The organism is Shewanella sp. DAU305 (genome assembly GCF_026802235.1).
Classification (GTDB): Bacteria; Pseudomonadota; Gammaproteobacteria; order Enterobacterales; family Shewanellaceae; genus Shewanella; species Shewanella baltica.
In genome coordinates, this window is the sequence record NZ_CP113808.1 from 2,892,809 (window position 1) to 2,912,099 (window position 19,291).

15 protein-coding genes and 1 tRNA gene are annotated in these 19,291 nt (G+C 40.5%); 11 read left to right on the top strand and 5 right to left on the bottom strand.

Annotated elements, in window-relative coordinates:
* The first annotated feature begins 47 nt into the window (after positions 1 to 47).
* The 6 genes from OX890_RS12245 (at position 48) to OX890_RS12270 (ending at position 6,233) form a co-directional block, all read left to right on the top strand.
* On the top strand, positions 48 to 1,214 hold the full coding sequence (locus tag OX890_RS12245; protein WP_268649297.1) for a PepSY-associated TM helix domain-containing protein: 1,167 nt from the start codon (positions 48 to 50) through the stop codon (positions 1,212 to 1,214).
* Entirely contained in the window at positions 1,214 to 1,684 is a 471-nt protein-coding gene (locus tag OX890_RS12250) for a hypothetical protein (protein WP_268649298.1), read from the top strand. The genes OX890_RS12245 and OX890_RS12250 overlap by 1 nt, the downstream gene beginning before the upstream one ends.
* A 303-nt stretch (positions 1,685 to 1,987) precedes the next feature.
* Complete coding sequence (locus OX890_RS12255) at positions 1,988 to 4,156, top strand: TonB-dependent siderophore receptor (protein ID WP_268649299.1); 2,169 nt, start codon at positions 1,988 to 1,990, stop codon at positions 4,154 to 4,156.
* A gap of 348 nt (positions 4,157 to 4,504) precedes the next feature.
* Positions 4,505 to 4,969, top strand: coding sequence for a hypothetical protein (locus OX890_RS12260; protein WP_268649300.1), 465 nt, complete (start codon positions 4,505 to 4,507; stop codon positions 4,967 to 4,969).
* A gap of 769 nt (positions 4,970 to 5,738) precedes the next feature.
* Positions 5,739 to 5,924, top strand: a complete 186-nt coding sequence (locus OX890_RS12265) for a CsbD family protein (protein ID WP_126491911.1) — start codon at positions 5,739 to 5,741, stop codon at positions 5,922 to 5,924.
* A 150-nt stretch (positions 5,925 to 6,074) separates the two neighbouring features.
* A complete protein-coding gene (locus OX890_RS12270) occupies positions 6,075 to 6,233 on the top strand; it encodes a DUF3309 family protein (protein WP_006081661.1) in 159 nt (52 codons plus the stop codon).
* A 431-nt stretch (positions 6,234 to 6,664) separates the two neighbouring features.
* Here the strand turns inward: OX890_RS12270 and OX890_RS12275 are convergent.
* Both OX890_RS12275 and OX890_RS12280 read right to left on the bottom strand, forming a co-directional pair.
* A protein-coding gene (locus OX890_RS12275; protein WP_126491693.1) for an IS3-like element ISSba5 family transposase occupies positions 6,665 to 7,842 on the bottom strand; the annotation gives its coding sequence in 2 pieces (ribosomal slippage) (positions 6,665 to 7,584 and positions 7,584 to 7,842; 1,179 coding nt in all).
* 546 nt (positions 7,843 to 8,388) lie between these two features.
* A tRNA-Val gene (locus OX890_RS12280) sits at positions 8,389 to 8,465 on the bottom strand.
* A 291-nt stretch (positions 8,466 to 8,756) separates the two neighbouring features.
* Here OX890_RS12280 and OX890_RS12285 point away from each other — a divergent pair.
* The 3 genes from OX890_RS12285 to OX890_RS12295 are packed head-to-tail and all read left to right on the top strand — an operon-like array spanning position 8,757 to position 14,961.
* The gene (locus OX890_RS12285; protein WP_263236120.1) at positions 8,757 to 9,338 is read left to right on the top strand and encodes a hypothetical protein; all 582 of its coding nucleotides are present in this window, start codon (positions 8,757 to 8,759) and stop codon (positions 9,336 to 9,338) included.
* Complete coding sequence (locus OX890_RS12290; RefSeq protein WP_268649301.1) at positions 9,335 to 11,872, top strand: hypothetical protein; 2,538 nt, start codon at positions 9,335 to 9,337, stop codon at positions 11,870 to 11,872. The genes OX890_RS12285 and OX890_RS12290 overlap by 4 nt, the downstream gene beginning before the upstream one ends.
* On the top strand, positions 11,842 to 14,961 hold the full coding sequence (locus OX890_RS12295) for a tyrosine-type recombinase/integrase (protein ID WP_268649302.1): 3,120 nt from the start codon (positions 11,842 to 11,844) through the stop codon (positions 14,959 to 14,961). Before OX890_RS12290 ends, OX890_RS12295 begins: the two co-directional genes overlap by 31 nt.
* A gap of 96 nt (positions 14,962 to 15,057) precedes the next feature.
* Here the strand turns inward: OX890_RS12295 and OX890_RS12300 are convergent, their stop codons facing one another.
* The 3 genes from OX890_RS12300 to OX890_RS12310 all read right to left on the bottom strand — a co-directional run bounded on the left by OX890_RS12300 (position 15,058) and on the right by OX890_RS12310 (position 17,360).
* Positions 15,058 to 15,759, bottom strand: a complete 702-nt coding sequence (locus OX890_RS12300; protein WP_159436990.1) for an HDIG domain-containing metalloprotein — start codon at positions 15,757 to 15,759, stop codon at positions 15,058 to 15,060.
* A 148-nt stretch (positions 15,760 to 15,907) separates the two neighbouring features.
* A complete protein-coding gene (locus tag OX890_RS12305) occupies positions 15,908 to 17,131 on the bottom strand; it encodes a site-specific integrase (protein ID WP_259528189.1) in 1,224 nt (407 codons plus the stop codon).
* Positions 17,124 to 17,360 (bottom strand): hypothetical protein, encoded by a 237-nt coding sequence (locus tag OX890_RS12310; RefSeq protein WP_268649303.1) that lies wholly within the window; start codon positions 17,358 to 17,360, stop codon positions 17,124 to 17,126. Before OX890_RS12310 ends, OX890_RS12305 begins: the two co-directional genes overlap by 8 nt.
* 120 nt (positions 17,361 to 17,480) lie before the next feature.
* Here OX890_RS12310 and OX890_RS12315 point away from each other — a divergent pair, with 120 nt between their 5' ends.
* Entirely contained in the window at positions 17,481 to 17,705 is a 225-nt protein-coding gene (locus tag OX890_RS12315; protein ID WP_259528191.1) for a helix-turn-helix domain-containing protein, read from the top strand.
* Positions 17,706 to 17,770: 65 nt separating this feature from the next.
* Positions 17,771 to 19,282 (top strand): sigma-54 interaction domain-containing protein, encoded by a 1,512-nt coding sequence (locus OX890_RS12320; RefSeq protein WP_310473046.1) that lies wholly within the window; start codon positions 17,771 to 17,773, stop codon positions 19,280 to 19,282.
* The last annotated feature ends 9 nt before the right edge of the window (positions 19,283 to 19,291 follow it).

The following is a 19,291-nucleotide window of genomic DNA, read 5'->3' on the forward strand; positions in this document are numbered from 1 at the left end:
ATTACCTTTACACTCTCGGCATTAGATAAGTGTTAGGAAAGTCACAAATGGCGAAGATCAGTAACCGGTTCTGGTTTATGTTGCACGGTTGGGTGTCGCTCCCAATATGGTTGTTATTTTGTTTTATCTGTTTGACGGGCACGATTGCGGTATTAAGTCATGAAATCACTTGGCTCACGAATCCTGCATCCAGAGCATTGAATCCTAATGATTTACCGGAGAAACCAGTCAGCGAGTTGATGACAATTGTTGAGACAGCCTACCCAAGTGCGGCGGTTACTGGCGCTATGACTTTAGAGCCATATTTGGTGAATGTGGTGATGTTCAGTGATGCGGATAAGCCCTTTGCCATGGCCTATGTGAATCAATACACAGGTGAGATCCAACAGATCAATGAAGGTATGACCTTTGTGGGCTTTATCAGATCGTTACATGCATGGTTACTATTTCCCTGGCAAAGCAGTTACAGCCTTGGCTATTACCTCGTATGTTCGATGGCGCTGTTCATGCTCGCGTCTTTAGTCACTGGATTGATTGTCTATAAACGTTTTTGGCGGAGTTTATTTGCACCTAAGCTGCGACTCAATCAAGGGAAAAAGACGTTATTAGCTGATTTACATAAATTGTCCGGTGTTTGGTCTATTTGGTTTATCGCCATCATGGCCGTGACGGGGTTATGGTATTTAACCCAAGCCATTTTTTGGCATGCGGATATTGATATAGAAGCCCATGCGCCATTGGTCGGCGTAGAACAATTGCCCTACGTCCATGAAAATGAAGGGAAGCTGGCTCCGAGCGTGTCATTTGCACAAGCCTTAACGCTAGCGCAAACACGTTTTCCAGATTTTCAGCCAAGTTATGTGATGCAACCAGAACACAATCGAGACATGTATCACCTGAGCGGTAGCGGCGATCATATTTTCTACGATCAGTATTCATATAACCTCAGTATTAATCCTTGGACAGGGGAGGTTGCACGTGCCACCTCACCCGAGACGATGACGGGCATGCAAACCCTAATGCATATTGCCGATCCTCTGCATTACGGCACCTTAGGCGGTATTTGGACAAAAATCATTTGGTTTATTTTTGGATTAATTCTATCGGGTATGTCGATTACAGGATTTATGATGTGGGGATTGCGCAATCTGCGAGCATTTAAAAATGCAAGCGCTCAAAACACAGCAACTGAAGTCCTAGAGGAGGGATGTTAATGGCTGTTACTAACTCAAGCTTCTGGCTAAGAAATAAGTATAAACTCAGTGGGTTAATTCTACTCCTACCGATATTATTTCTATATCAGTCGTTAACACCCACATTTCCTCCTGCATGGAAGGCTCAGCAGTTGGGCGAGTTTACCATTGCGCCTTTACCCTTAGACCTTAACGCGCCTTACGTGCATCATGATGATTACGTAAAAGATTTTATGTTGGTTTTTGAAAAAGGAGATATAGCCAATATACGCCAAGGCTACGCCAATATTGGAACTCAAGCTTTGCCTATCGCAGACTTACAGCGCAGTGAAAATGGCATTATACACGGTAATAAGCATGGCCAGCATGTGCACGCGATTTCGTCAAAAACCTTAACGTCGAACGAAAGTCTGTGGATTTCGATAGAGAATTGGCAAGGTGAGTGGCAAGTCGGAAAATGGCCACTGCCCGCTGATATACTCGTGCAGTAGTACAAATCACCTTAAAACAAGTTTAAAACCTAAAGCCCAGACAGCAAAGACGACCTCTTAGAGTGACAAGCTAAGGGGTTGTTTTTTAAAGGTTAAGCATCTGGGCTTAAATACGGCTAAAAAATCACTTTTCTTGCTGTGAGCTTTCTCTTAAATGGCAAGTTTCAATTGCATGAAACACCAAGTTGCGTTGTCCTTCATGAGTCAATAGCAAATATGTTATCCGAATCACTAAAATACAAATGAAAGTGATTCGCAATAGTGTTACCGTATTGCCACTCTAAATAAACTATCCAACTAACTATGCAATTTAATCTTCTTCCTCTTGCGGCGGCTGTTGCTTTGGCCTTAAATCCTTTACTGGTTTTAGCCGAGGAGCAGTCAACTCCTGATTTACAAGACCAAAATATTGAAAAAATCACAGTGATGGGTAAATACACTGTTAGCAAAACAATCGATACCGCCACAGGGCTTGGATTGTCGCTAATGGAAACACCGCAGTCAGTGTCGATTTTAACCGCTGAACGAATTCAAGATCAGGCGCTTAATACCGTCGTTGATGTCGTTAATAATGCGGTAGGTTTATCGTCATCTAAAACTGACAATGTGCGTAATGGTTTCAATGCTCGCGGATTTTCAGTGCAAAATTACCAAATTGACGGTGTACCTTTATCTTGGAGTTTAGGTGGTGATGCTGGTGAAACCGTTTCTGATGTATCCATTTACGAGCGAGTTGAAGTGGTGCGGGGGGCAACTGGCTTACTCACAGGTGCCGGAGATCCCTCTGCTTCGATTAATTTAGTTCGTAAACATGCCGATAGCAGCGACCTGAAGGGTTATGTCGATGTAGCAACGGGCAGTTGGGATAAAAAACAGATCACCGCCGATGTCTCCAATGGCCTCAATGAAAGTGGTAGTGTGCGCGGTCGTATGGTTGCTAAATACGTCAATAGCGATTCATATCAAGAACTTTATCAAGACCGCAAAACCATTCTTTACGGTGTTATCGATACTGATATCACAGATAACACTATGTTGCGCGTGGGGGGCAGTTACAACAACAATAATCCTAAAGGCGCCATGTGGGGAGCATTACCAGCCGTATTCAGCGATGGCACACCTACCGATTGGGATGTTTCTGCTACAACGGCAGCAGATTGGAGTCGCTGGGAAACCACCAACGTAAACTACTTTGCCAACCTCAATCATTATTTCAACAATGGCTGGCAACTGGTGGCGAACTACAACCGTATGGAGTATGAAACCACCACTAAAATGATCTACATGTCTGGTTTGCTTGATAAAGAAACGGGGGCAGGATTAAGTGGTCAGCGTTATCACAGCCACGGTGAGAGCAACTCAGATAATTTCGATTTACAGTTAAAAGGGGATTATCAACTGTTTAATCGTGAACATGAGTTTGTCGTCGGTGCTTTATACAGTAAACAAAAGTCCTATGCCGATACCTTTGAACCCATTCGGGATAATATGAGCGGTTACGACAACAAGCCCGTAGATAACTTTTACGAATGGCAAAGCAATGCATTTGCTGAGCCTGAATGGTCAACGGACGCCAATCGTCAGCTGCAGATGGACACTGAGCAAAAAGGTTTTTACGCTGCAACCCGTTTCACCATTACTGAAGCCTTAAAAATCATTGCTGGCGGCCGGATTTCCAGCTGGAATCGTGAAGGAGTGAGCTACGGCACTGATACCAACTTTGGTGATGATGGGGTGTTTGTACCTTATGTCGGTGCCTTATATGACATTAGTGAGCAACATCGTGCCTATGTGAGTTATACCGAAATATTTAATCCGCAAAATGTGACTAATGCTTATGGAGAGTATCTCGACCCATTAAAAGGTAAAGCTTATGAAATTGGTCTGAAGAGTGCTTATCTTGACGATCGTCTGCACACAACTGTCGCGCTATTTAAAATTGATCAAGACAACCTAGCAACGCCAAATGGAATAGTCATAATTGATGGCAAACCCGTTACTAATTACAAAGCTGCTCAAGGTACTGAAAGTACAGGTTTCGAGTTAGAAGTGGTGGGTGAGTTGATTGATGGTTGGAATATCACAGCTGGCTATTCTCAGTTTACCGCAGAAGATGTGGAAGGAAACAGCATGGCAACCACAAGCCCACGTAAACAGTTTAAGCTATTTACCACGTATCAGTTTGTCGATTATGTGCCTGAGTTAACCGTGGGTGGTGGTATTAATTGGCAAAGTGACAGTTACTCTGAAGGCGGCACAGTAAAAATAGATCAGGAAGCTTACTCCCTCGTTAACCTGATGGCCCGTTATAACCTCGCCGATAATATGGATCTGCAACTTAATGTGGAGAATTTATTAGACGAAAAATACTACGCTTATATGTCAGCCTCATCCTCAATGTCCGAAGCTTATAGCGTGTATCACTATGGCACGCCACGTAATGTGACCTTGAGTTTTAATTACCGCTTTTAAGTTTTCCGCTAAACAGGGTAGCCGAGTGATCGGCTACTTCTCCTGCATATTCTATTATTGCTAATGTTTTGATTGCTCGTGCTAGTTCGTATTAACGACTCAGCACTGATATCTATAGATGTTGGACTAAGCCAACCTTTGCTTCGTACCAAAATCCAATACAGTTATCGCCTGAAAGTGGAAGAATGATGTGGTTCAACCAAGTCATGGTAGGACAACACATTAGGTTAGCAGTTTCTCCCTATTTTTTGCAGGCATTATACTGTTCGCAATCAGTGCGGCAACGAACAGAGTCAATGAATAAAAACGGGTATACTCATCATTAATAACCTTATGCTGAGGATAAATATGCAAATTGAAACGCTTTATGATGTTATGCAATGGACTAAAAATATCCACCAACAGCTGCATGTGTTTGCGGCACATTGCGCACTGGAAAATGATAGCGAGCGGAGCGAATTACTGCTGGAATATATTTCATCTCACGAGAAAAAAATGGAACGGGTCATCAGACAGTTCGAGGATAATGGCAATAGCAATAGCAATGCACTTAACACTTATTGTCGACATTTCTATGAAAAAACGGCCATACCTATTCATTTAACAGATGAGCATCCGTTTGAGAAGATGGATACGGATGAAATAGCAATAGCCACACTAGAATATCATAAAAATATTGTTGGACTGTTTGAATATCTACAAAATTGCAGTTCTGCACCTTCCGTAACTGAATTTCTTAGCAATATACTGTCTCTTGAAGAAGCAGAAAAGCGGTTGCTGGCACGTAACATGAAACAAATTGACGATTTATAGCATGTACAGTCCAGGCAGGCTCTGTATTTATTCAGTAGTTAAGGAGTTAACTCATCACAAGCGTTGATGGTACACTGATATATAGCGGGATTAGCTATACAATAGAACCACATGCGTTAAAAGCCATATTGAAATCTAGTTAGAAGTAATATTTACATTAGTCATATCAAGTGTATTTAGTTTGTTGGTTTAGTGTGGATTATTTTTTGAGATTTGTGAGCGACTACATTGATACAGTCTGTACGCTATCGCACAGACGCACTTTTAAAGAAAGTATAAGTTTGGTTATAGGTTTAGATTGATATGTCTTCAACCATTGATATTCACATTAATAAATATAATTGCTGTTATTTAATTTTATGATATTTTTAATATGACTCGGCTACAGCCTTAGTCCACAGCCTACAAAATAGTTAGATAATAGACAACAAAAGTAATTCGTAACTAATTTCAAATTCACAGTGACATGTCCACTATGGCGCACACTCAAATATTTTCGCGCAAGATAAAGTTCAATATGGCGATAAATCATTCCTATATTAGAATTCATTTTGCATCATTATTAATATCAAAATTGATACTATGTGCTTGATGTAAAGCATTGCCAGTGAAATCTTACACTAATAAATCGATATTACTTTCCTTTAACCTAGTTTTACTAATGCATTTACTCATTAAGATATTCACTAAAAATCAACCCTGGCTCAGAACAGATTATGAGCACTTATTATTTAAACATTATATCAACAACTTCAAAAGGAAATTGACCATGAACAAAGACTTGATAGAAGGTTCAATAAAAGATGCTGCAGGCAAAGCGCAGCAAAAAATAGGTGAGATAGTTGGAAACCCCAAACAACAGGTAAAAGGTGTTCAGAAGCAGATAAAAGGTAAAACTCAAAAAACAATGGGTAATGTAAAAGAAGCGGCTAAGGATGTCGACAAACCTAGTTAATGTAAGAGGCTTTACGATTAAGTAAGCACCTTAAGCATAAGGTATGACTACTTTATGTGAGTTTTTAAAAGGGTCTAAGTCTGTAGTGCTAAAGTCATATTGATTAAGATTTCTGGTTCGAGTGATATCCATAATGTCTAGGAGACTCTCATGACGGTAGGAACAATATTATTGGTTGTTTTGATTCTGATGTTGATCGGTGCGGTACCGACGTGGCCACACAGTAAAAGCTGGGGGTACGGACCAAGCGGTGGATTAGGTTTGGTGGTATTTATCCTCGTTATACTCCTTCTACTCGGTAAAATTTGAGTTATAAACCCTAAGTGATGTGATACCTCAATATTGAGTCGTCATTTCAATGTAAACAAATAATGAGTGATGTTTTTAGTCGTTTAGAAATGACTGGCATCGCTCGTTTTTCTAGCACAGCAGTGCTCGCGATACTGGCATTTAAAGGTCCCATATTCCTAAATGACTTTACACGCGAGATCGCTTGTTAAGGCCACATCAAGTGTCGTCCTTACGATAATGATAAAAGTCACTAAGCCCGTAGTGATAAACTTTGCACGCTAGTATTCAGCAAGGTTGTATGAAGTGAGCTAAATGGCGAAATAATACATGCAGAAATGGGTATTACAACAACGGCAGCTTAGTAACTAAAGGCGTTTTCTCGTGCAAATCGCTCGCACAAACAACCAGATTGAATGCTTATTTGTGAGCAATAGGTGTATCTGTAGTGGTCAAGTAAAATTGGCCACGGTTTTAGAGTCATTCCAATATAAACGTTCTGACTCATTTGGCGTTAACCCACCATTATATTGATGGGGTCTGGTCTCACTGTAATATCCAGTGATGTAATTTGTGATCTCTTTATCTGCTTCTGTAAAATTCCCATAACCACTGGCGGGTATCCACTCAGATTTCAAACTTCTAAAGAAACGCTCCATTGGTGCGTTATCCCAACAATTCCCGCGGCGACTCATACTTTGCTCAATCTGAAGACGCCATATTAATTGTCTGAATTTCAAGCTTGTGTAATGTGAACCTTGATCGCTGTGATAAATCACATTCTCAGGTTTCCCCCTTAACTCAAATGCCATTTTCAAGGCTTTACAGGTCAGCTCGCTGTCAGGTGATAATGACAAAGCCCACCCAACAGGTTTACGGGAAAACAGGTCTAGAACAACCGCTAAATATGCCCAACGATTACCGACCCAAACATACGTCACATCGCCACACCACACTTGATCTGGTTGAGTTACGGCAAACTGTCGATTAAGCGTATTCGGGATCGCTACATGCTCTTGTGCAGCTTTCCTATAAGAATGTTTAGGCTGCTGACAGCTCAATAACCCAAGCTTTTTCATTAGATTACGGGCTCGATAACGACTGAGACAGATCCCTTTGTTAGTCACTAATTGCGCTATCGTTCGAGCACCGGCAGAGCCATGACTAATACGATGCGCGGCCTTCACTTCACTGCATAAAATTGTAAAATCAGCATCGATATGTTCTTTTCTTTTTAGCCAATATTTATAGCTACTTCGATGCACTTTGAATGCATTACAAATTGTGAGAATAGAGTGGCTCTGCTTGAGTGCGCTGATCAGCGTAAATTGTTCATCGAGTCTGACATCAAGAGAGCGGTAGCCTTTTTTAGGATTAGATTATGCTCCTCAAGACGCGCTATTTGTTTCTTCAGTTCACGGATTTCAATTTGTTCTGGGGTAATCGGAGATGCTTTTGGTGTGCCACCCTGGCGTTCTAGTTTTAACTGTCTCACCCATTTATCCATAGTGGACTTACCTACGTTCATCGCCTTTGCAGCTTCGATGATGCTATGGTTTTTATCGAGGACTAATTGGGCTGCTTCAAGTTTGAATTCAGCACTAAATGTTTTTCTGGTTGTTGCTCTCATGTATTCACCTAAAGTCATCTACGAGGTAATAATATCACCTCTATTTAGGTGGCCAAAATTAGTGTGCCACTACACTGTGCATGTCCTTGGTTTTATCTGTGAGTTCAGTGATGGATTCATGAAAGCCTTCATTCGACATTGGGAGTTCCTCGCTAAATGCTGATGGGATCGCTCACTATAGAGCGATTATGATAATTGCAGGTGATTGTCTTAACGCTATTTTTAACGAACAGACGATGAATGCATGATTCTGCGACATTGACCTTCGAGTGTCTGTTCGATGCCGTACTTAGTCAGAGATTTTTAGGCGGCTAGTTTAAAAAGATTGAAGAGGGCGCAACAATTCTACTGCCAATATTGGGTTTAGTAGGGGGTACTACGTTTTGGATGTTGAATAGTGTAGATTTTCTGGGGTTGACTTTAATTAAATCAAAAATATAGAGGCGATAGAGGACATAACTATGTGTTTTAAAGACGGTTTGATTTAATTTTTTATTGATAATTGGATGACTAACTAGGCGAATAGATGAAATGCAGAATAAGAAATGGTACACCCGAGTGGACTCGAACCACCGACCCCTACCATGTCAAGGTAGTGCTCTAACCAACTGAGCTACGGGTGTATTGTATTATTTTCACGTTTTATACTCTGTGAAGAGAGTGGTACACCCGAGTGGACTCGAACCACCGACCCCTACCATGTCAAGACGTTAATATTCATTAATTAGATAAAAGCCACTTTAGCATTATTTCCATAAATATATGTTTTATATGGATAAAGTTTAAATTAAAACTCACTTTGCTAGGTGTTTTGGCGTATTTTCAAGCATTTATTTACTTGATTTCGGCACACTTTAGGCACAATCTGTAAATGTCATTTTTGACCACTATTCCATCAAAGGGTAGGTTTGCAGATGAATCATCAAGTTGAAACCATACGGCGCGAATTGGAAAAGCTTCTTGAAGGTGTTCAATTAGAGAGAGTCGACTTGAAGTTGACCACTCTTGATAAAGATGTGGAGGAATTTGCTAAGAGCTTTAATTTAATTAGCTCATTGAAACCATGCTCAGATGATTCATTCGAATCGCCAGCGACAATTTTACTCGATGCCTACCAGTCCCCCTTTTTGGTTTATAAAACCGAAGCAGGACATTATCGGGTGTTATCAGGTTTATTAACTTTTCAGAAGTTATGCAAGGCCAAATATGCTAAAAATGTGGATTCAAGCGTCCCTTGTTTAATCCTGTCTCGAAGACCCAAGGCGCAACTGAGACGATTAATTTTAATGAACGATGTAGTGAGGCCGCTGTTAAAAGAATTTGTGGATATTAGCGCCGATACCATTAACTATACATTGCCCCATTTGTTTACGAGTGTAGATCAGCCATCAGTATTTCTTTCCCCCGAATGGCAGTCGTTATTCCCATCGATTAAAACAAAGACTGAACTATGTCGATGGCTACATATCAGTACTAAATCGGTGAAGTTAAAATGACAATACTTGAACAAAAAGTCCTAAAACACATAGAAGGCTATTGTAAGATAAACGCTATAGAGATCGATGCCGAGACCATTTTAGCTGATCTCCATGAGTTTTTAGAACGAGTCAATGCGCCTGATGATCTGAGCGCTTTTTTCCAATTAATCGTGTTAATTACTCGTGTGAATAATGTTTCTACTGAAGTAGCGAATTTTATTCAAAAAATGCTGTGTCTTGCGCCTTACATTTATAATGCCTTCCATGCACACCAAATGGTAGTGAACGATTTATCAATAAACAAAGAGTTTTATCGAAACACGTATCGTAAGGGATGGTGTCATGAACGCCCATTTTATGTGCTTTTGATCTGTTCTTGGAAATATAAGGTTGATTACCATTCCTGTGCGTTACTTGCCGCCTTCATCAAGCAGTATTTTGATACCCTTGACTCGCTGACTGATCCTGAATTTGCCACTAAAACGACATCAAGAGAAGAGGAAGCATGCAGTAATTTTCGATTAATGATGGAATTAGGAGATAAGACGTTCGACGCTAGTCGAGTACACATATTGAATTCTCATCTTGATAGCCCAGAATCAATAGCAGCTAATCTCGATAGCATTTTTGCTGGAAAATATAGCAAACTTAATATTTATCCGACGTCCCATGTTAGAGTTCTGCGCCATTTTTTTCGCAATAGTTGGTGTCCCGCCATTAGCCGTACTCGTGGACATGGCGATAAAGATAGAGGACCCAAGAGATATGGAGATCCGATTACCGACCCCATAGTGGGGACTGATGATGGTTTATCTGCGATATTGCCACAAGATAATATGATTCCAGATAGCGAAGGTCTGGACGAAGATGATTTCTACCCGTCGCAATCATTTGTGATGGCTAATGCTGATATGTCGGAAAAGCGAGACAGAACGGCGTTGCTTGACGTTGCAATTAATTTTAATCCAATGGTTAAGCACCGGACTGAAATTGATGTTACTAGCCGAGTAAGACGATCTCATAACATCGGCATGCAAAATACTCAGTTATTGATGCCTGCCGAACTCTACCTGCTCGCTAAAAAATTATTGGTTTATGGCCGTCGCGGATCAACTCGAGAAACCGCAATAATTCTATGGACTATGCTGATTCTCAGTAAATCGGTTTCAGAGGTCAAAAATCTGTGTGTGTTTCGTGATTTGTCATCTAAAAAACAAGGTCTTTATATCGATCCTAGAGGAAATGGATGGTGGTGTTTTCCTCTATCGCACTCAACAGGACCTCGTCTGAACCAAATAGGGCTAAGAAAAACGGTTGAAGATGTCTTTACTGCGTGTCCAAACTTTTTGGTTAAATTAATCACCATTCACATGGGAGCACGTTTAGTCGGCAATCTTATTGAGGACGTTGACGTTGAAAAAATTGAGTCTAAATTGGCCCAAAAGCTGGCGAAAATTTCTGACAACTCTGGTGGTGGACGTTTAAGTCTTAAAAGATTAACCAACTTCGTATGCAATTACATCAACTCTACAAATGTGATAGACCCCATTTATATTGATTTCAGTTATGCAGTTAATATGTATACCACTCGAGTCGCCCGCAGTTATTCCAGTGTTAGCGATCAAAAGCGCTGTGATCAGTTATTGAAATTTTGGAACGATGTTGCAAAGGGGATTTCAGTTTACAGCGGAAAACCATTAATAGTCAGCCTATTTGAGTTGAGATACTGGCAGCAAGAAGAGCAATATTTAGGATCAACGTTTACTCCAACCCAAGCGACTATCCAACAATTGATAATCCATTTGTCTCAGCAAACAAAGGCGTTATCCCCAACACCTCAACACAGGTTAGAGGATATTTTAGCCTATCATAATGTATTTGTAGCTTACACAGCATGGATGTTGCTATTTGGTACTGGCTACCGTGCGGCTTGGAATCCATTACCTACCTTGGCTTTGTTTCTACCTTCTTTTAATTTGATGGGAATAAGCGACAAAGACGATAGCGACTTTACTCATTCACGTATTGTCGCAATCCCATCAGTGTTAACGGCTCAATTAGTCGAATATCGACGGCATCTTGGCTGTTTGCGCGGATTGTTGCGGCTATTAATGCCACAATTATGCAGCGAACTAGACAATATAATCGATGTTGATCGGCAAGTATTGAGCTATGACAATTTACAAGCCTCAGCTTGGTATACAAAGATAAGAAACTCCCGCAGTCAACATGGTCCATTTTTTTTCTTTCAAAAGCAAAAGTCAGGAATTGTTACCCGCAGCTTGTCTCCTTCACAATTAATTAGCGTACTAAAGGAAAAAAACTCTATACCAGCCAATGCAGGTCGTCACTGGTTAAAAAGTAGTTTATTAGATCAAGGAGTCGATCCTGAGTTAATCAACTTTCAAATGGGTCATTGGCAAGCTGGTGAAGTACCAATAGGAAATTACTCAGCGTTAAGCCATATCGAAGCCATTAATGAATTAGTGCCTATCTTAGATAAGTTATTCAGGGAGGTAGGATGGCAACCACTAAAGTCAGTGCTTTCATAATCCAGCTATCAAAAGAGGGGAAGCTACATCCATTATACATAGAATGCCGCACCGCATTTTTAAACAGCATATCGCCATCTATTGCTGTAAAAAATAAAAAGTCAGAAAAAATTGAAAACGAATTTTTTGCATCCTATCACAATCTGCTCGGGCATCTAAAAAAGGAGATTAAACTTTCTGATAACGCTTTTTTACCAGAAGAGTTAGAAAACGTGCTTGCCGCATTGAAGCCTGAAGTGCTAAGCAAACAAGCACAACTTCTCATACTGCAATCTATACTCAACTATGCCAAAAAGTTCTTAGACATAGACTCGCCAAACATTCCTTCAATCATCACGTTAAAACGTGATAAACCGATGTTGACCCCGGTAGATTTGACAAAATTACCCATAGTCGAGCTCATTAACACTCAATTAAGCAGGGAGTTGATAGCGCCTCATAGAGATTTAGATGACAAGGCTAAGTTGGGGAGACTATTACTCGTCTTATATTACACAGTGAACATAGAGAAAACTGAACATTTACAGCTTATGGTTGAATACCCACAGGACATATTCTACGTGGGAGGAATTTGTTATTGGCAATGCCAAAATATCAAAATAAATTCGCCACGTTATGTGCTAAGTGATATGGCTGTCATGGCTTTACAGCAATGGCATAATGTGCACCATAGCGCGTCTTTCGCAATAAAGCCCAGTCAGTTCAAAGCTGCTTTAGTGCATTATCTTAATTACGGATCGTATTTCGATTGGTCAGATATATCACTATTGAAGCTAAGGGTGCTGCGACGAATTGATAACGTCCTCCGTTATGGCCCGGTTCAATATCGTATGTACATGTTACCTGGCGTTTGCCAGCCATTGCCCACACATGCGTTTGTACGTATCCTGACAGGAAAAGTTTATGCAAACGCCGAACCGTACCTTTCAGAAGCCATTTCTGATAAAACCAAGGCTTTTCGTGATTGGTCCGTTGTCACGAACGAGAAAACTTCTTTTGTGTCGATGGAAAAGACCCTCGAACAATTAGATAAGGTATATACCGAGCTCTGTAAACTTGTAGATAGCAACAAACCTCGAGCCGATTGTCTTGGGGCTATAGCAATCATTCTGGATCAACAATCATCTAAGAGTAATCCATACTTTTGGATTTTATGTGCATGGCTGTATTCGTTACTAAAGACAGGTGGTACGCACAAGCGGCGGCTAAAAGTATCGACAACTATTGATTATGTCAAAAGTTTAAGCCGGCCATTTCTAATCATTTTTTGCACAAGCGATATTTACTTATTGTCGGGTGAGGATTGGGCTGAGAAATTAAATGATGCTGCTGACCATTTTTCTTCGGCACAGCGAAAAAAATATATCTACTATTTTGCGCAGTTTCTGATTGATTCAGGCTTTGTTCGAGATTTATGTTTATCTGATATTGAGGTGTTTGGGAGCTCCAGCGAGGTAGATAGCAACCTGATTTCCTATGAACATGTGCAAGCCATATTATCCTATTTAGACCATCAATCGATACATTGTCTAGTGCATCGCGATGCCTATTTTCTTTTGTGTTTCTGTTTCTACAGTGGATTACGTCGAAATGAAGCCGCCAAGTTAACCTGGGGGGATTTTACATTCTCTCTGACTGAACCAACCCATAACGACTTTGATTATGTTCAGCTTTCAGTGAGACCTAATAAACATAGGACATTAAAAACGACCTCCGCCAGAAGAGAGTTACCTTTAGACGCTTTGTGGCCGAAAACGGCATTGAGTAAGTTGCGATACACTTATCGAATCATCCATGGAGCAGGGGCTAAGAATAGCACCTTACTATTTGATAATCAGAGAAGAGTGAATCAGGCTTATGACTTAATAACAGACTTAATGCGTCATTACACCCAAGATCAAAGTTTACGTGTACATCATTTACGACACAGTTTTGCTAATTGGACCTGGTGTCGTTTGAATGCCAGCATCATAGAGACGGGCAGGCGACATTTGACCTTGTTCAATGATGAGTTTTTTGATGAAAAGTATCTAAAAAGGTTGCAAACACGTCTTTGCTATAGTGATAACACCCGCAAGAAAATGTTTATCCTGTCTCATATGATGGGCCATAAAGACGTGCAATCGACGCTAAATAGTTATCTTCATTTAAAAGACCTACTGTATTACCTGCAGCACAATTCGCGCTTTGAACTGACAAAATACTTTACATCAGAGTGCGTGGGTCGTGTGACACTGCAACCCCTAGAACCAGGATTGAGTCTAGCTGAACGCATAACGTACTACACTCAGGACGTAATGCACAAACTTGCCGTTAAACCAGCTCAACAAACAGTCAGCCTAGTGATGCCAAGTTTAGCGAACTTCTCTGTCAATATAAAAACAGACTTAACTATCAGTAGTTTAACTTGGGCCAAAGCATTAAATGCGTTACATACATCATCCACCATCGAAGTTGCCGCGCACTATGTGGTTCCATTAGAGCAATTACAAAAGTTACTCAGTAATGCCGAGACTATTCATAAGAATTATCCTCGCAGAGGTAGGCACTTACCCTTAATCCCTAAGTTTCCGCGTATAGACGTTTCAGTTGTTAACATCCAACAAAATAAACATTTAGCTAATTCAACACGTGTGTTTATCTTTTTATGTAATAAATTGGATAACAACATTAGTGAAGGTTCATTGACCTTAGAAAATATTCGCCTAGGGATAGAAATTTTGCGGTATGCGGTTCCCGGTAAAAATTACGCCTTACGCTGTCCAGACGCAAATATTTCAAGAATGTTTATCCGCCTATGTCAATTGTTGGATTTAAAAGCCAGGCATTTAAATTTTCGCTATCATAATGCAAACCTAACCCCTGAAAAGTCTAATATTATCCAGGCTAGATGGAAGAAGACGCTTATCGAACATGGTTTCAGTGACACTAAATTTGTCGTTGCTAGTGAGAGTGAAGGGCTTTATTTAGGCAAGCATGATGGTAATGGGTTTCTAGAGATAGCCGTAGTTAACAATTCATATAAGCGAATACAAAGACATCAAAGCATATTCAGTTTTTTACATTTGCTGCTTATTTTGAGCTATTGATGTAGATCTTTTTTGAGGTTTATGCCAACGAAACTCTGATGGAACAGTTGTCACATTAGCATTTTTTATCGTCATTTATCATTAAGATTGCTCAACTTAATTTAATCTTCGGATGACAGAATCACCGACTTTTCTAAAATCATAGTGGGCGGGTAATGACTTAAACTGATCACGTACATACCCCGATTGTGCAGAGCTGCGGTCTGCTTGCTGAAGTACGTATTCCATTGCATAGCGGACTTTATGGCCATAGGGTTTTGCAGCAAGTAAGTCGCTCAGTAGAGCAAATACCTTACTGTTGATGGTGCCCAGTTCACCCAGAGGCTTAGCTAGAATCGCGAAGTTGTAGCTCTCATGTGGGCCAGGCACATAATGTTCAATGTGCTGGTTTAACATGGCATAAATTTTACCAATATCATGAAATAACCCCGCTACCAGTCCTGTCTGACACTCGATTTCTGAATGCTGTAGATGTTTGGCATTGTGATAGGTCATCTCAGCGACCTCTATGCTATGTTCAAATAGTCCATTGGCATAGGAATGGTGATGCTGATAACTGGCTTGGGCCTTGATAAATATCTTAAGAATGTCTGTTCTCTCAAAGATAAAATTGACGAAGGGCTGTAGTTCAGGACAAGTCACTAGGCTTAATAACTTCAAAAAACGACCCAGCAACTTCTCTTTTGTCGAACCCAGTAGCTGAGTTAACTGAATATATTCATTTTCACTGTAACGAGTGAGTATGGGTTTCATCGCACAGATAACGACATTACCTCGGCTATCATGAGTAATGTTCATTTGAGCTAGCCCATAGTTGAATTGACATGTCCTGGCAATATCTGCAGATGTGATGGCATGTATTGTCTTTTGGTTTGAAATAAATTCACAGTTAGCAGTAGGTAGATGACCACTGATTTTAATGTCTTTAACCCATGCAAATATAACGTTATTCATAATGGGGATCTCCTGATGTAGCTAGCTGAATTTGTTTTACTAAGCGGTCGAAAGCACTGCCGTCCTGTCTTGTGATATTGGGTACATAACGGCTATACACCTCGAACAACATTTTGGTCGTGCTATGCCCCATTTGTTTGGCAATCCATTCTGGGCTCTCGCCAGCGGCTAACCATAAGGTTGCGCAGGTATGTCTCGTCTGATAAGGGCGACGACGTTTGAGGTTCAAAGCGGTTAACGCCGGATACCAGATCCGCTTGGTGACATTTCGATGATCGAGTGGCTTACCTTTAGAGTTACAAAAAACGTACGTCAATCTCCCTGTCAGGCTGAATTGACGCTTAAGCGCCTCAGTTACAGGTTGAGACAATTGAATACTGCGATAAGATGCCGATGTCTTGGGTGTTTCGACATTGCCATCAACCAGAGTCTCTTGAACTAATATCTCACCACGCTCTAAATTGACGTATTGCCATTTAAGACCATCGATCTCAGCAGTTCTCATCGCGGTAAAAAAACGCACCGTATAGTAGTCACGAAAATCTTCTCTAACGTTAGATAAAAACAGCTGTACCTCTGCCAATGAGAAAGGCTCTATAGGCGTTTTATCAATTTTTAACGGCTTAATATTGGTAAATGGCGTTGGGAACTCAAAACGAAGAGCCGCTTCGTTTAAGATCCCTCGCAACGGAGTCATAACATGATTAATCCAGTCATTACTGAGTTTACCTTGCCTTCCTTTCCGTTTCGGTTCACTGATACTAGCCCGATATTTAATCAACTGTGGCCGGGTGATTTCGTCTAAACGAAAATGCCCGAATTCAGGCATCAAGTAACGCTCAAATATCATAGCGACATTCTTGTAGTGACTAATTTTCCACTGTATCCGGTTCTCAGCCAGCCATTCAGCGGTAAATAAACTGAATGTGGGGATATTGCTGAGTAATGTTGATCCACTGTATTTTTGTACTTCGACTAGATTGTTCTCGATAAGCACATCAGAATCGACAAAATGTGAGCATCGTGGACTTGATGGAAAATAATTCCTAAATACAAATCTATTTAATCTTATCTCGGCTTCCATTGTGTTAAGCATTCCCATTAGACGAGAACGGTTCAGCCGGTTATCTAGCAATGTGGTCTGTTCGCGACACCTAACGCCCTGATAGGTAAAATCAAATAACAATTTACCATTTCGTGCACGAATATTAGCCATGACATACACCTCCTCTAGCCATTGGAATGATGAATTTAGCAGGGGAGCTTGGTTTAAATAATTCCTTTTCAATTACTTCCCAGATGTAGAAAATTTTTCGACCACCGAATGGCTTTATGTAATGAACCCCTTCGATGAAAACATTATCTTTCAATGTATGGTTGATATAAGGCACGCTAAACTTTATTCTTTGAGAAAGTTCTTTTGCATTGAGTAATGTTTGTGGCATAAATACCTCGAAATGTTCTTTGGTTTGATAAAATGTTCTTGATAGGAACATTTAAGCATGGCGGCGATGTTCTTACAAGGAACATTTCAATGTTTTTACGTATTTTAAGGATGGAATTGAGTGATTAGATTTAAAATCAAAGAGTTAATTGCTGAAAAAGAATTCAGAGAGCGAAGAAAAATCACACTTCAGGAAGTCGCAGATTCAGCTTGTGTTAATCGAACGGCCTTATCTAAGATGATGAACCCAAGCTACGAATACTCGACGACGACCAAAGCCATCGACTCTTTGTGTCACTATTTTGGTTGCAAAGTAGAGGATGTGATTGAGTACGTAGAAGATTAATAGCTGCGTTTCTTAGTAGTAAATAAAATTATTTGATGTAATATTATTTACAAACTAATGGATGAGTGACCACATTGAACATACTACTTACCTGGCTTGGTAATAAAGACCTTGAAAACATGCAGTCTGACAAGGGCGCCGCAATTGTAACCTTGGCAATAAAATCCAAAATTCCCTTCGATAAAATAGTTATTTTATCCAATAAAGATGAACAGCTGTGGCCACAATTTGAACGCTATTTAAAAAAACAACTGGCCATTAATCAGCGTCCTTTTCACGATATTCAAGTCTTTAAAGCCCATATAAATAGCCCGATTGATTATCAGTCAATTGCAAAAACTAGCGAACATTGGATAGCAAAACTGAGTGATGAAGCGCAAACGCTTTCAATAAACCTCACATCCGGCACGCCAACCATGACCACTTTGTCAGTGCTTATAGGTAAAGGAAAGCCCAATACCCACTTTTTACAAACCACTCCAGATAATCAATTAATTGAGGTGGATATCCCCCTCGATTTTATTCATACCTATGTCAAATCTGCCGCTAAGAACATTGCCTCGAGTGCCAGTGCTTTATCCATGCACAGCACAGCGTTTACAGCTTTAACTGCCCAATCACCCGCCATGAAAGCCCTTATTGTTAAAGCTCAAAAAATTGCCGCCGCTGAAGTCCCTGCATTGATTTTAGGTGAAACGGGTACCGGAAAAGAATTAATGGCTCATGCCATCCATAAAGGAAGTTTAAGGGCCAATAAACCCATCAGAATCGTCAATTGTGGCGCTTTTGCGCAAAACTTGGCAGATTCTACATTATTTGGCCATAAAAAAGGGGCCTTTACGGGGGCGGACAAAGACTATGCAGGTCTATTTGAGCAAGCCGATGGCGGCACGCTTTTTCTCGATGAAGTAGGGGAGCTGCCTCTTGATATTCAAGTTAAATTGCTACGAGCCTTACAGCAAGGTGAGATTAATCGCCTTGGAGACAATAAACCCATTTATGTGGATGTGAGAATCATTGCGGCCACACATCAAGATCTACAACAACAGATCGCCGCTGGCCAGTTTAGAGAAGATCTGTTTTATCGACTCGCGGTCGGCATTATCCAAATGCCAGCACTAAGAGAGAGAAAGCAAGATATCCCAAAATTAGTCAATCAGCTCATTAGCCAAATTAATCACGTTGGGTCCAAACATCCTCAGTATCAAAGTAAGAATATTTGCGAAAAAGCAATAGAGTTTATTTCCAATCAAGCTTGGCCAGGTAATATTCGTGAGTTATGGAGCACATTAAATCGGGCCTGCTTATGGTCCGACTCAAGCATTATCACAGCTAACGATCTTGCAGATGCCTTGCTTTCATCACATAAACCACAACAAGCCACTGATATATCTATGTCTCTTCACGATAAAATTGATATAGTGCAACTCACTGATGATATTCAAAAAAGATATATCAAAGCGGCATTAAAAGCCAGTGGTAATGTAAAAAAGCAAGCTACGCAAATGTTGGGCTTAAAAGATCATCAAACGCTAACCAATTGGATGAAGCGTTTGCAGATTGACATAGAAAAATAACCATCGCGG